Source organism: Aeromonas sp. XH (assembly GCF_033348475.1).
GTDB classification, from domain to species: domain Bacteria; phylum Pseudomonadota; class Gammaproteobacteria; order Enterobacterales; family Aeromonadaceae; genus Aeromonas; species Aeromonas sanarellii.
In genome coordinates, this window is sequence record NZ_CP137630.1 from 4,252,358 (window position 1) to 4,265,751 (window position 13,394).

Here is a 13,394-nt window from a genome sequence, read left to right on the forward strand (position 1 = left end):
TTCATGGCGTTGCCTCGCGGGCGACGCGGGGATCAGCGCAGGGACTTGACCGAGCGGCGCACGATAAGCTCCGGCTGCACCGTCATGGACTCGACTTCCAGCTCCTTGTTGCGGATCCGGCTCACCAGCTGCTGCACCGCCAGCAGACCGAGTTCGGCCTTGGGGTGGCGGATGGTGGTGAGCGGCGGGCTGGAGAAGCGGGCCATCTCCACGTCGTCATAGCCGATCATGGAGATGTCGTCCGGCACCTTGACCCCGGCTTCCCAGGCGGCACAGATGGCGCCGATGGCCATGGGGTCGTCGAAGGCGAACACCGCGGTCGGACGCGGCTTGAGGGCCAGGATGCGCTGCATGGCATCGAAGCCGCTCTGGCTCTCGTAGTCTCCCTCGAAGATCTGCTCGTCCTTCAGGGTCAGGCCCTGCTCGGCCAGGGCATCGCGCACCCCGTCCAGCCGCTGCTGGGTAGTCGGTTTGGCGAGGTGCCCCGTAATGCAGACGATGTCGGTGTGGCCCTGCTCCAGCAGATGGCGCACGGCCAGCCGCGCACCGATGCGGGCGTTGTCGTTGATCACGTTGGCGAAGTCGCACTCGTTGCCCCAGTCCAGCACCACCTGCGGCACGTTCTTGTGGATGCGCAGCATGTCCCTGAACTGGGTATCGATGTCGGTTCCCAGCACCAGCAGGCCGTCGACCCGCTTCTCCATCAGCATGCGCAGATAGTGCTGCTGGCGGGGAGGCTGGTTCTCCGTATTGCAGAGGATCAGGCTGTAGCCCTGCTCGAAGCAGTAGGCTTCCACCCCCTGCACCACTTCCGCGAAGAAGGGGTTGGCGCTGGTCGTCACCAGCATGCCGATGGTCTTGGTTGCATTTATCTTGAGGCTGCGTGCCACCGAATTGGGCGCGTAGTTGAGTTCTGCCACCGCCTCAAGCACTTTCTGGGTCGCATCTTCGCTGACCCGACGGGTGTGATTGAGTACATGTGAGACGGTGGAGATGGATACGCCTGCCCGTGAGGCGACATCCTTGATTGTGGCCATCTCTGTCTCCTGAAGATCAAAGGCGGAACAGTAGCAGATTTCCCGAATAAAGGCTTGGTTTTAACGAGAGCTGCCAGTGAATTGTCAATCTTGGCTAATCTAGGCGGTCATTTCTTTTTGCGCAAACGAATTTTGGTCAAAATGAGAGCGAACGCAGAATGAAATATCGTCAGTTTTTTACTCTGTTTTTCCACCACACCACCCGGTGTTGTGAATATGTTAACCAACCAAAACAGAATTTAATCCCGATACGGAAAAAATGGCAGGTTGTTTGCTCCAAAAAACGACCCTCCACCCCCACCCGGTTAGTATCTTTAACATCTTGTTATTGCACGGCGAGGAATGATAGAACCTTATCTATCGCCGGGCTGGCGGGACACAGGCTCGGAATGACGTGCATAAAATGAAACAATTCACTGATTAAGGGACGAATCAATGCATAACTTCAACAAAATAGCGGTCAGGGCAGCGGTTTCTTTGGCCCTGTTTGGCTCGGTATCCATGGCCAATGCGGCCGATACCATCAAGATCGGCATCGCCGGCCCCCTGACCGGCCCGGTCGCCCAGTACGGTGACATGCAGTTCACCGGCGGCAAGATGGCGGTCGAGCAGATCAACAAGGCGGGCGGCATCAAGGGCAAGCAGATCGAAGCCGTCATCTATGACGACGCCTGCGATCCCAAGCAGGCCGTGGCCATCGCCAACAAGGTGATCAACGACGGCGTCAAGTTCGTGGTCGGCCACCTCTGCTCCGACAACACCCTGCCCGCCTCCGACATCTATGAAGATGAAGGGGTGCTGATGGTGACGCCGGCCTCCACCAACCCCAAGATCACCGAGCGCGGCTACCAGCTGACCCTGCGCACCATCGGCCTGGACAGCGACCAGGGCCCGACCGCCGCCAAGTACATCATCGAGCAGGTCAAGCCCCAGCGCGTGGCCGTCATCCACGACAAGAAGCAGTACGGTGAAGGCATCGCCTCCAGCGTGAAGGCCGCCCTGGACAAGGCCGGCGTCAAGGTCGTGGCCTATGAGGGCATCACCGCCGGGGACAAGGACTTCTCCGCCCTGATCGCCAAGCTGCAGAAAGAGAACGTGGACTTCGTCTATTACGGCGGCTACCACCCGGAGCTGGGTCTGATCCTGCGCCAGGCTGGCGAGAAGGGTCTGAAGGCCAAGTTCATGGGTCCGGAAGGCGTGGGTAACAAGGACATCTCCGCCATCGGCGGCCCGGCTTCCGAAGGCCTGCTGGTCACCCTGCCGAACAAGTACGACCTGGTGCCGGCGAACGCCTCCATAGTGGAAGCCTTCAAGGCCAAGGGTCAGGACTCCTCCGGTCCGTTCGTGTGGACCACCTACGCGGCCATGCAGGCCCTGGCGGCCGGTATCGCCAAGGCGGGTGAGGATGACCCGGCTGCCGTGGCTGCCGCCATCAAGGCCGCACCGATCGACACCGTCATGGGTCCCCTGACCTGGGCACCGAACGGTGACCTCAAAGGCTTCGAGTTCGGTGTCTTCCAGTGGCACGCCGACGGAACCTCCACTCAAGTCAAATAATCTGCCAGTCGGGGTGACATGAGTCACCCCTCCTTTCTTTGCGGGCAAGTACAGGGAACGCGGTATGTCCGAACACCTTCTTTACCTGGTTCAGCAGTTGCTGAACGGATTGACCATAGGCAGCACCTATGCGTTGATCGCCATCGGCTACACCATGGTCTACGGCATCATAGGCATGATCAACTTCGCCCACGGCGAGGTCTACATGATCGGCTCCTACGTCGCCTTCATGGTGATGGCCGGGCTCATGATGATGGGCATCGACAGCACTGTGCTGCTGCTGGGGGGCGCCTTCCTGGTCAGCATCATCATCACCGGCAGCTATGGCTGGACCATAGAGCGGGTCGCCTATCGCCCGCTGCGGGGCGGCAACCGCCTGATCCCCCTCATCTCCGCCATCGGCATGTCGATCTTCCTGCAGAACATGATGCGGATGGCACAGGGCTCGCGCGACATCGCCATGCCCACCCTGATCTCCGGGGGCTGGTCCCTCGGCGGCGAGGACGGCTTCCAGGCCAGCCTCTCCTACATGCAGCTCATCATCTTCGTGGTGACCTTCGTCACCATGCTGGCGCTGACCCAGTTCATCGGTCGCTCCCGCATGGGCCGCGCCTGCCGCGCCTGCTCCGAAGACATCAAGATGGCGAACCTGCTGGGCATAGACACCCATGTGGTCATCTCCATCACCTTCGTGCTGGGGGCCGCCCTGGCCGCCGTCGCCGGGGTGTTGCTCGGCATGTACTACGGCGTCATCAACCCCTATCTCGGCTTTATGGCCGGTCTCAAGGCATTTACGGCAGCGGTACTGGGCGGCATCGGCAGCATCCCGGGTGCCGTGCTGGGCGGCCTGCTGCTCGGCGTGGTGGAGGCACTCACCGCCGGCTACCTCAGCACCGAGTACAAGGATGTCATGGCCTTCGCCCTGCTCATCTTCGTGCTGCTATTCATGCCGACAGGCATCCTGGGTCGCCCGGAGGTCGAGAAGGTATGATGCAACATCAATTCATTCATGCACCTATCACCTGTCTGATGCTGCTGTTCATGTCCATATGCAGCATCCTGGGTCGCCCGGAGGTCGAGAAGGTATGAAAAAGCAATTCATCCATGCCTGCATCGCCAGCCTGATGCTGCTGGTGCTCTCCTTCTGGCTGCTCGGCTTCGAGCTGGAGACCGACGGCTCCCGCCTGCTGGTGGTGAGTCGCCTCGATGTGTCCCTCGCCTGGCTGCTGGGGGGCGCCACCCTCGTCTTCTGGTTCCAGATGCTGCGCGGCCAGATCGCGCGCCTGTTCCAGGCCTCCATCAGCGGCTTCTCCGTCGGCTTCACCAAGCTGGTGCTGCCGAGCCCGGAGGAGGCGCCCAAGCTCTATAACTTGACTGCCGTGCTGGTGCTGCTGTTCGCGGTGAGCTGGCCCTTCATGGCCTCTCGCGGCGCCATCGATCTGGCCACTCTCACCCTGATTTACATCATGCTGGGGCTGGGACTGAACGTGGTGGTGGGCCTCGCCGGTCTGCTCGACCTCGGCTATGTCGGCTTCTATGCGGTCGGCGCCTACAGCTACGCCCTGCTCAACACCTACTTCGGTCTGAGCTTCTGGGAGTGTCTGCCCATCGCCGGTCTGCTGGCGGCCACCTTCGGCTTCCTGCTCGGGTTCCCGGTGCTACGGCTGCGGGGGGACTACCTGGCCATCGTCACCCTGGGCTTTGGCGAGATCATCCGCATCCTGCTCAACAACATGACCACCCTGACCGGCGGTCCGAACGGGATCTCCGGCATTCCGAAACCGACCCTGGGGGGGCTCGAGTTCAACCGCACCGTCAAGGATGGGGGCTTTGGCACCTTCCACGACTTCTTCGGCATCGCCTACAACGCCAACCACAAGGTGATCTTCCTCTACCTGATGGCCCTGGTGCTGGTAGTGGCGACCCTGTTCGTCATCAACCGCCTGCTGCGCATGCCGCTCGGCCGTGCCTGGGAGGCGCTGCGGGAAGACGAGATCGCCTGCAAGTCCCTGGGGCTCAACCCCACCATCATCAAGCTGACCGCCTTCACCATAGGCGCCTGCTTCGCGGGCTTTGCCGGCAGCTTCTTCGCCTCCCGCCAGGGCTTCATCAGCCCGGAATCCTTCGTCTTCATCGAGTCGGCCATCGTCCTTGCGATTGTGGTGCTGGGAGGCATGGGATCCCAGATCGGGGTGGTGCTGGCTGCCATCGTGATGACGGTGCTGCCGGAGCTCGCCCGCGAGTTCAACGAATATCGCATGCTGATGTTCGGTCTCTTGATGGTATTCATGATGATCTGGCGGCCGCAGGGACTGCTGCCCATGAGTCGACCCCATATGGAGCTGCGTAAATGAGCAACAATCAACCATTGTTGGATGTCTCAGATCTGTCGATGCGCTTTGGCGGCCTGCTCGCAGTCAACGGCGTCAAGCTGGATGTGGAAAAGGGGGAGGTGATCTCCATCATCGGCCCCAACGGGGCGGGCAAGACCACCATCTTCAACTGCCTGACCGGCTTCTATCGCCCGAGTGGCGGTGTCATTCGCTACAAGGGTGAGGAGATCCAGGGGTTGCCCGGCCACCTCATCGCCCGCAAGGGCATAGTGCGGACTTTCCAGCACGTGCGCCTGTTCAAGGAGATGACAGCGGTGGAAAACCTGCTGGTGGCCCAGCACAGGCATCTCAATACCGGCTTCATCGCCGGCCTGTTCAAGACCCCCTCCTTCCGCCGCGCCGAGAAAGAGGGGCTGGAGCAGTCCGCCTTCTGGCTGGAAAAGGTGGGCCTCAAGGATCTCGCCAACCGCGCCGCGGGGAACCTGGCTTACGGCCAGCAGCGCCGCCTCGAGATCGCCCGCTGCATGGCGACCCGGCCCGAGCTGCTGATGCTGGATGAACCAGCCGCAGGCCTCAACCCCAAGGAGACCGACGAGCTCAACGAGCTCATCTCCAACTTGCGGGACGAGTTCGGGGTCTCGGTGCTGCTGATCGAGCACGATATGAAGCTGGTGATGGAGATCTCCAACCGTATCTTCGTGGTCAACCAGGGCACCCCGCTGGCCCACGGCAAACCGGACGAAATCCGCAGCAATCCGGCGGTGATCAAGGCCTATCTGGGCGAGTCGTAAGGACAAAAAGATGTTAGAACTTCGCAACGTATCGACCCACTACGGCAAAATTCAGGCGCTGCACGACGTCAGCGTCGAGGTGAAAGAGGGGGAAATCGTCACCCTGATCGGCGCCAACGGCGCCGGCAAGACCACTCTGCTGATGACCCTGTGTGGCGAGCCCAAGCCCAGCAGCGGCTCCATCTGGTTCGAGGGGGAGCAGATAGACTCCCTCACCACCGCCCGCATCATGCGCAAGGACATCGCCGTGGTGCCGGAGGGGCGCCGCATCTTCGCCCGCCTCACGGTGGAGGAGAACCTGCTGATGGGGGCCTTCTTCGTCGACAAGGCGGAACAGCGCGGCCTGCTGGATCAGATATTTACCCTGTTCCCCCGCCTGCACGAGCGGCTGGAGCAGCGGGCAGGCACCATGTCCGGCGGCGAGCAGCAGATGCTGGCCATCGGCCGCGCCCTGATGAGCAAGCCGCGCCTGCTGCTGCTGGATGAACCCTCCCTGGGACTCGCGCCCATCGTCATCCAGCAGATCTTCGACACCATAGAGCAGCTGCGCCAGAAGGGGATGACCATCTTCCTGGTGGAGCAGAACGCGAACCAGGCGCTCAAGCTGGCGGATCGCGGCTATGTGCTGGAGAACGGCCGGGTGGTGCTGCAAGACACGGGAGAGGCCCTGCTGGCCAACCCCGCCGTCCGCCAGGCCTATCTCGGCGGCTGAGGATGCAGCAACCATCGTCACCCTTCCCCTGCCGCGCTCCCCGAGCCCGGCAGGGGAACAGCCCCCCGCCGAGGAGCACATTGTGAGCCGTGCGCGGGCGACACAGGATCAGCACCACTTCTGGCACGATCCCGCCCTGCCCTTCATCGAGGCGAGGGCGGTGCAGGATGGCCGGCGCGTCTGCTACGACAAGCACAGCCACCCCCACTTCTCCATCGGCGCCATCACCGGCGGCCACAGCCACTACCTCAACCAGCGCAGCCTGCAAGAGGTCGGCCGCGGCAGCCTGGTGCTGATGAACCCGGAAGAGGTGCACGCCTGCAATCCCGTCGCTGACCAGCCCTGGTCCTATCTGATGTTCTACATCGACAACCTCTGGTTGCAGCGCCAGCAGGAGGAGGCCGGGCTCGGCAACGCGTTTCGCCCCTTCGACATGACCGCAAGCCGGGATCCCCTGCTCTATCGGGGACTGTGCCGACTTCACCGGCAACTGGTGGATGAGCCCGATCCCCTGGCCCGGGAGGTGGCCTGCCACCTCTTCAGCCGCCAGCTTCTGGCCAGGCTCACCCCGGCCAAGTGGGATGACCGCCCTCCCCAGCACCTGCAGCGAGCCGCCGAGCTGATGCAGGACGAGAGTGCCTGCGCCCTCACCCTGGCGCAGCTGAGTGCGGTGGCCGGGCTTACCCCTTCCCATTTCGTGCGCGCCTTCAGCCGCCACTACGGCATGACGCCCCACGCCTACCTGCTCGATCAGCGCATTCGCCACGCCCGCACCCTGCTGCGCCAGGGGCAGCCCCTGGCGGAAGTGGCCCTTGCCAGCGGTTTTGCCGATCAGGCCCACTTCCAGCGCCAGTTCAAACGCCGGGTGGCCGCCACCCCGGGCCAGTACAGAGCGCAGCTCGTCCCTCAGGACGAGCGCACCAGATAGGCGGCGCTGAGCAGCAGCAAGAGCGCCATGGCCCGATTGAACCAGCGCAATCGGCGAGGAGAGACCAGCCACCCCTGCAATCGGCTGCCCGCATAGGCCCAGCAGGCGATGGAGCCGAGGCAGATCACCAGATAGATGCCGGTAAAGAGGGCGATCTGGCTCATGCCGCCCGCGATCCCATAGGCTCCCATCCCCATGCTGGCGGCGAGCCAGGCCTTGGGATTGAGCCACTGCATCAAGGCCCCGTACCAGAAGGCGGGGGGCACGCCCTCCACTTCCTCCACCTCGCCGCTGTCCACCAGCAACTGCCAGGCCATCCAGCCGAGAAAGAGCACGCCGCCCCAGTGAATGGCCCCCAGCGCCACAGGCCAGCGGGACAGGGCGCCGCCAAGACCCAGCCCCATCAGCAGGAGCAGCAGGATGAAGCCGAGGGTGGCACCCACCACGTGGCGCAGGCTGGCCGTGAAACCGTACCGGGCGCCGGTGCCAAGGGCGACCAGATTGACCGGCCCCGGGGAGATGGACATGGCCAGGGCAAACCCGGCCATGGATAACAGCAGACTGAATTCCATGGATGATGCTCGTTCAATTGAGGGAAGTCTGAGCCTACCCGGCCTGGGCGGCCCGATATTGAATAAAATTGCGATCCCCTGGATGCCGCCCCCATTGCACACTTAGCGCAAACCGCCGCTTGCGGTAAACTGCCCTTCAACCCTCCATTTTCAGGACATCTCAATGGACCAGTTTGCCCATATCAGCGCCCATGATGCCCACCAGAAGCTGAGCGCAGGCGAAGCCCGTCTCGTGGACATTCGCGATCCCCAATCCTTCGAGACGGCCCACGCGGTCGGCGCCTTCCACCTCACCAACGGCACCCTGGTTCGCTTTATGAACGAGGTGGACTTCGATACCCCTGTCATCGTGATGTGCTATCACGGCAACAGCAGCCAGGGGGTGGCCCAGTACCTGCTGCAACAGGGCTATGACGAGGTCTATAGCCTGGATGGCGGTTTCGAGGCCTGGCGCAGGGAGTTCCCCATCCAGGCGGGGGACGCATGACAGAGGCGGGTCGCTCCTCCTCCACCGGCATGATCCAATTGCTGGTGCTCGATAACGCCCGCATGGCCCAGGCGCTGGTGGATTATCTCGCTACCCTGGGCATTTCGTGCGAGCTGACCCAGTCCGAGCTCGGCGTCTCGGTCTGGCTGGCGGACGAACGGCGCCTCGCCCAGGCCCAGCAGGAGGTCAAACGCTTCCTGAGCGAACCCAATCACCCCCGCTACATGGAGGCCTCCTGGCAATCCGGCCATGCCGATGCCCGGATCGACTACAGCAAGGGGATGACGGATCCGGTCACCGACTTCCTCCACCAGGCGGGCCCCCTGACCCTGGTGGTCATCATCGCCTGCCTGGCCATCTATGCCCTGGATGCCATCGGCCTGCCCATCTTCGACGAGCTCGCCTTCCACCCCACCCTGGCCCAGTTCACCGACTGGCAGGCCTGGCGCTACGTCACCCCGGCCTTCATCCACTTCTCGGTGCTGCACCTGGTGTTCAACCTGTTGTGGTGGTGGTATCTCGGTGGCCAGATAGAGCAGCGCCTCGGCAGCGGCAAGCTGTTCATCCTGCTTATCGTCGGGGCTGCCCTGCCCAATATCGCCGAGTTCTTTGCCAGCGGCCCGCGCTTTGGCGGCCTCTCCGGGGTGGTCTATGCCCTGCTCGGCTACAGCTGGCTGCGAACCAGGCTGAAACCGGATTGCGGCCTCGCCATGCCGCCAGCCCTGATGGGCTTCATGCTGGTCTGGCTGGTGCTCGGCTTCTTCGACATGCTCGGCACCCCCACGGCCAACATGGCTCAACTGGTCGGCCTGCTGGTGGGCCTGGCCCAAGGCTGGCTGGACAGGCACCACAGGCCGGTGTGAGACCTGGTTGTCGACAACAGCTCGGCCAACATGGCTCACCTGATCGGCCTGCTGCTCGGCCTGGCTCAGGGCTGGCTGGACAGGCACCACAGGCCAGCCTGAGCCGATTTGCCAATAAAAACGCCGCCCCAAGGGGCGGCGTTTTTATTGGTCGGCCGGCTTACTGCTTGAGCAGGCTGGCGTCGGTCACCTTGACCAGAGCACCATCGCTTGCGAAGAAGCTGCCGAACTGGCTCTGCATCTCTGTGGTGACGGCGCCGGTCGGATCGAAGTCCTCGTCCGGTGCCAGCAGCGAGCTGTGACCCCCGGCCACGAAACGGGCCGCATGGTGGCTGGCGGCGCCGGTGGCGGTCAGCGGTTGCAGGGCCAGCATCTTGAACAGCGGCTCGGTCCCGCCCAGGGGGGCGGTGGCGATGCTGTTCGGGATCACCCGATCCGACAGACTCAGGGCGCCGTCGCCGACGATTTCAGTGGCAAACAGCGGGAAGTCCGCCGCTATGCCGCGACCCAGGTTGATCGGGTCCGCGGAATCCAGCACCGACTGCGCCGCGAAGCTGTAGCTCTGCAGGGTGCTGGCCGCGCTCGCCTGGGTGGTCGCATCCTGGCTCGGCAGGAACTCGTTGACGAAGCAGGTCGGCACCGCCGTCTTGCAGTTCGGGGCGTAGGCGGTGAAGGCTGCCTTCAGGGCCGCGCTGCCGGCGGTCAGCACGCTCATCTGGATCGTCGGGCCGAAGGTCGGCGAGTTCAGCAGCAGCGGCGCTATGCCGCCACCCGGCATGGCCAGGCCGCCGGTATCGAACTTGAACAGGGCATCAGCCTGGGGATTGCCGATGGACTGGTTGGCCACCGCCAGCAGGTTGGCCCCCGCGATGGCGCCCAGAGAGTGACCCAGGAAGTGTACCTTGAGGCTGCCTGCGGTGCCGATGGCGCCCTTGGCATTGGCCAGCCCCACTGCCAGACGCAGGCCCAGCAGATCCGCCACGCTCTGTTTCAGGTTGTCGCGGGCCACGGTCAGGTAGCTCAGGTTCAGGTAGGGGGTCGGGTTGTCGGAGGTGGTCACCGAGTCCATGCTGCCGGTCAGGGCGAAGCCGCGTTCACCGTGCAACGGATGATCGATCACCACCACGGCCACGTTCTTGCTCGCCTGGGCACCGGCACCAATCTGGCCAAGGGCCAGGGCATAAGCGTTCTCCTTCACCGAGGTGACGCCGTGCTGATAGATGATCACGTCGGTGATGTTCGCCAGCGGCGCGGCGGCGAAGATCCGCATCGGGACGGACTGCACCTCTTCCAGTGCCGGCAGCGGGTTGAAGCGCCCGATATTCATCTCGGGATCCAGCGCCTTGCCGCCGGAGGTGAGGGTCACCCCGATCAGCTTGCTCGCCTCCGCCAGCAGCTCGGCCTGACGGCTCGGATCGGCGATGAGTTCGCCCAGCAGGGCCGGATCCACACCCGCCCCCACCAGGCCGCCGATCACTTCGGCATCCTGGGCCTTCAGGGCGTTCGCGATGGCGTAGAGGCTGGGGATGGCACCGTGCCAGGACTGGGTCTTCGCCTTGTCCCAGGAGCCGGCGGTGGCCGGGGAGGAGAGGAAGTAGGGCAGCTTGACGGTACCGCTGTAGACGGTGGTACCCAAGGCCAGATTGTGGAGTGGAGTGCCGTCACCAAAAGCGGCGGCAATCGCATCCTTCTGCTCCTGGGGCAGGAAGTTCTCGGCGTCCAGCTGGGTCAGGAAGGGGCTGCCGCCGCTCACCGACAGGGTATAGGTGCCAGGCAGGCTGGTATTGCCCAGGGCGTCCTGCTTCCACAGAGCGGCGGCGTCCAGGGTCGGGCTCTTGAGCACGGATGCGGCCGCCCCTTTCACCGCCACCAGCACGTCGGCGCCGGACTGGGTACCGAACCAGTCGGAGAAGATCACGTGGTCGCTGGTGATACCGGTGGCAGCCTTGAACAGCCCTTCCTGCAGCGCAATCAGGCCGCTGATGGTCTGCTCCTGGGCGTTGCTGCCGGTGCTGGTCTTGTAGTTGCTGTAGTCGCTACCCGGTCGCAGGGGGGCACCCGTGCTGTCTTTGAGGGTATCGGTCGCCACTATCATGTAGTAGGAAGAGGGGTTGAGCGGCTTGAGCGGCACCAGATTCAGCTTGCCGGTCGTCTCGGCCACCACGAAGTCCACCCCGTAGGTCAGCACCTTCTTCACGCCGCTCGGACGCAGGGCAGCACTGTCAAACTCCAGCTCCATCAGGTAGAGGGGTGCCACGGAGGCTGCGAATTCAGCAGCGGCCGGCGCCTTGACCTGGATGCCGGAGGCCGTCACCGGCACAATCTGGATCGCCTGGGTAGTCGACCAGCCATCCAGGGTGGAGAGGGCGGACACCGGGTTGGAGAGATCCGCCGTTTCCGTGGAGAATTTCAGGGTACCGTCGGTCGCACGGGCTGCCAGGGCGCTGGGTCGGACTGCATTGGAGCCGCTCAGCAGATAATCGAGATAGCTTGAGGTATCGCCTGTGTTGTCGTCACTGCCACCACAACCGCTCAGCAGCGCACTGACGACGGCCGCGTAAATTAGCTTTTTCTTCATATCCTTATCTCTTTTATGTTGTTATCCATGATGAGCCTGACGGGGTAGGGTTCAAACCCGACCGAATCATATTAACAGCAACGCAACAATTAATAAGCCTCTGGTCAGTCATCTGATCTGATTTTTTTGTGTACACCATCAAGGAATTGGAATTGATCCCCGGCGTCACAGGGTAGCAGCCAGGGTGCATCAACCAGACCCGACCAGAGCCCGGCTGGATCCATGGCGCAAAAAGCCGCTCCGATCTCGGCAAAGGGGACGATTTGTCGGTAGAATGGCGCCATTGCTTAAGGAGACCCCCATGATCGACCCGAAAAAACTGGAAGAGATCGCCAAACAGATACACAACGCCCTGCCCCCCGGCATTCGCAGCATGGGTGAAGAGGTGGAGAAAAAGACCCGTCAGGTCTTGCAGGCCCAGCTCAACAAGCTGGATCTGGTGAGCCGCGAGGAGTTCGACGTGCAGACCAAGGTGCTGCTGCGCACCCGGGAGAAGCTGACCGCCCTCGAGGCCAAGCTGGCCCAGCTCGAGCAGCAGCTCGCTGCCAAGGGCGAATGATCCGGCGTGACCCGCCGTAGATAGCACAAACCCCAGCCAGGCTGGGGTTTGTCGTTTTTATGGGGACAACGAGTTTCTCATCCCCCCTTCTCTCGCAAGACGATAAGGGGGCAGATCGACGCTCTGCGGTTGGCCGTGGTCAGATAAACTCGTAGGCGTCGCCGAAGATGCGCTCGGGCTCGGCGCCCAGCACCTTGAACTCTTCCCGCGCGGCACCGGCCATCTCGAAGCGGCCCGCCACATAGATGTCGTAGTCATGCAGGCTGACGAAGTCATCCATGATGGCCTTGTGCACCAGCCCGGTCCTGCCGGTCCAGTCGCTCTCGGGCTCCTGCACCACGGGAATGAAGGTCAGCGGCGCATAGTCGCGCTCCCACTGCTGCATCTGCTCCAGCTCGTAGAGCCAGTGCGCCTGGCGTACCCCCCAGTAGAGGAACACCGGACGCTTGCTGCCGCTGCCGATCAGGTATTCCAAGATGGCGCGGGCATAGGAGAAGCCGGTGCCGCCCGCCATCAGGATCAGCGGACGGGGAGACTCATCGCGCAGGAACGCCTTGCCGGCGGCCAGCTCGACCTCGATCTCTCCCTGCTCGCGCATGCGGGCCAACACCTGACCGGCATAGGCATTCTCGGGAGTGGCACCGATCTGCAGCTCCAGCACGCCGGAGCGGGTCGGCGAGTTGGCGATGGAGAAGGGGCGCTTGTCCGAATCGCTCATCACCACCAGCAGATACTGGCCCGGCTTGAAGCTCACCTCCTGCTGCGGCGCCAGCGCCACGTGCCAGATGGTGTCGACATATTCGCGCAGTTCCTCTACGCGGCACTTGATACGTTGCATTCTTGTCCTTGTGAGGGGCCTGCCCGGCCCGCTTCGCTCATGGTTTCACTGTTTTTATGGCGACCAGTTGGTGGTCAGGTCCGTCGAGCATACCCAATTCGGCACGGCAATACCGCACTTTTGCGTCACAATGGCCGCG

At 63.1% G+C, this 13,394-nt stretch carries 13 protein-coding genes; 9 read left to right on the plus strand and 4 right to left on the minus strand.

The genetic code is table 11. The features are described from left to right. Nucleotides 1-32: 32 nt before the first annotated feature. A complete protein-coding gene (locus tag R2B70_RS19755; protein ID WP_209794963.1) occupies nucleotides 33-1,037 on the minus strand; it encodes a substrate-binding domain-containing protein in 1,005 nt (334 codons plus the stop codon). A 435-nt stretch (nucleotides 1,038-1,472) separates the two neighbouring features. Between R2B70_RS19755 and R2B70_RS19760 the strand changes: the two genes are divergently transcribed. The 6 genes from R2B70_RS19760 to R2B70_RS19785 all read left to right on the plus strand — a co-directional run bounded on the left by R2B70_RS19760 (nucleotide 1,473) and on the right by R2B70_RS19785 (nucleotide 7,358). Continuing rightward, complete coding sequence (locus R2B70_RS19760; protein ID WP_209794964.1) at nucleotides 1,473-2,594, plus strand: branched-chain amino acid ABC transporter substrate-binding protein; 1,122 nt, start codon at nucleotides 1,473-1,475, stop codon at nucleotides 2,592-2,594. Nucleotides 2,595-2,658: 64 nt separating this feature from the next. After that, on the plus strand, nucleotides 2,659-3,585 hold the full coding sequence (livH, locus tag R2B70_RS19765) for a high-affinity branched-chain amino acid ABC transporter permease LivH (RefSeq protein WP_042074019.1): 927 nt from the start codon (nucleotides 2,659-2,661) through the stop codon (nucleotides 3,583-3,585). A gap of 94 nt (nucleotides 3,586-3,679) precedes the next feature. Continuing rightward, nucleotides 3,680-4,948, plus strand: coding sequence for a high-affinity branched-chain amino acid ABC transporter permease LivM (locus tag R2B70_RS19770; protein WP_318162295.1), 1,269 nt, complete (start codon nucleotides 3,680-3,682; stop codon nucleotides 4,946-4,948). Further along, nucleotides 4,945-5,718 (plus strand): high-affinity branched-chain amino acid ABC transporter ATP-binding protein LivG, encoded by a 774-nt coding sequence (gene livG, locus R2B70_RS19775; RefSeq protein WP_010672381.1) that lies wholly within the window; start codon nucleotides 4,945-4,947, stop codon nucleotides 5,716-5,718. The genes R2B70_RS19770 and livG overlap by 4 nt, the downstream gene beginning before the upstream one ends. 10 nt (nucleotides 5,719-5,728) lie before the next feature. Continuing rightward, complete coding sequence (locus R2B70_RS19780; RefSeq protein ID WP_010672380.1) at nucleotides 5,729-6,430, plus strand: ABC transporter ATP-binding protein; 702 nt, start codon at nucleotides 5,729-5,731, stop codon at nucleotides 6,428-6,430. Between the two features lie 82 nt (nucleotides 6,431-6,512). Then, the gene (locus R2B70_RS19785; RefSeq protein WP_318162296.1) at nucleotides 6,513-7,358 is read left to right on the plus strand and encodes an AraC family transcriptional regulator; all 846 of its coding nucleotides are present in this window, start codon (nucleotides 6,513-6,515) and stop codon (nucleotides 7,356-7,358) included. On the opposite strand, the gene R2B70_RS19790 is transcribed toward R2B70_RS19785, so the two are convergent. Then, nucleotides 7,337-7,930, minus strand: coding sequence for a LysE family translocator (locus R2B70_RS19790; RefSeq protein WP_010672378.1), 594 nt, complete (start codon nucleotides 7,928-7,930; stop codon nucleotides 7,337-7,339). The two genes, R2B70_RS19785 and R2B70_RS19790, sit on opposite strands and share 22 nt — an antisense overlap. A 163-nt stretch (nucleotides 7,931-8,093) precedes the next feature. On the opposite strand from R2B70_RS19790, the gene glpE reads away from it, so the two are divergent. Then, nucleotides 8,094-8,417 carry a thiosulfate sulfurtransferase GlpE gene (glpE, locus tag R2B70_RS19795; RefSeq protein WP_124244180.1) on the plus strand — a complete coding sequence of 108 codons (324 nt, stop codon included), beginning with the start codon at nucleotides 8,094-8,096 and terminating at the stop codon, nucleotides 8,415-8,417. A 29-nt stretch (nucleotides 8,418-8,446) separates the two neighbouring features. After that, nucleotides 8,447-9,280, plus strand: coding sequence for a rhomboid family intramembrane serine protease GlpG (gene glpG / locus R2B70_RS19800; RefSeq protein ID WP_318163381.1), 834 nt, complete (start codon nucleotides 8,447-8,449; stop codon nucleotides 9,278-9,280). 160 nt (nucleotides 9,281-9,440) lie between these two features. Here glpG and R2B70_RS19805 read toward each other — a convergent pair whose 3' ends face one another. Continuing rightward, entirely contained in the window at nucleotides 9,441-11,858 is a 2,418-nt protein-coding gene (locus tag R2B70_RS19805) for a VolA/Pla-1 family phospholipase (RefSeq protein WP_318162297.1), read from the minus strand. A 301-nt stretch (nucleotides 11,859-12,159) separates the two neighbouring features. Here R2B70_RS19805 and ubiK point away from each other — a divergent pair, with 301 nt between their 5' ends. Then, on the plus strand, nucleotides 12,160-12,417 hold the full coding sequence (ubiK, locus tag R2B70_RS19810; RefSeq protein WP_010672374.1) for a ubiquinone biosynthesis accessory factor UbiK: 258 nt from the start codon (nucleotides 12,160-12,162) through the stop codon (nucleotides 12,415-12,417). 139 nt (nucleotides 12,418-12,556) lie between these two features. Here ubiK and fre read toward each other — a convergent pair whose 3' ends face one another. Beyond that, nucleotides 12,557-13,255 (minus strand): NAD(P)H-flavin reductase, encoded by a 699-nt coding sequence (gene fre, locus R2B70_RS19815; RefSeq protein WP_010672373.1) that lies wholly within the window; start codon nucleotides 13,253-13,255, stop codon nucleotides 12,557-12,559. Nucleotides 13,256-13,394: the final 139 nt, after the last annotated feature.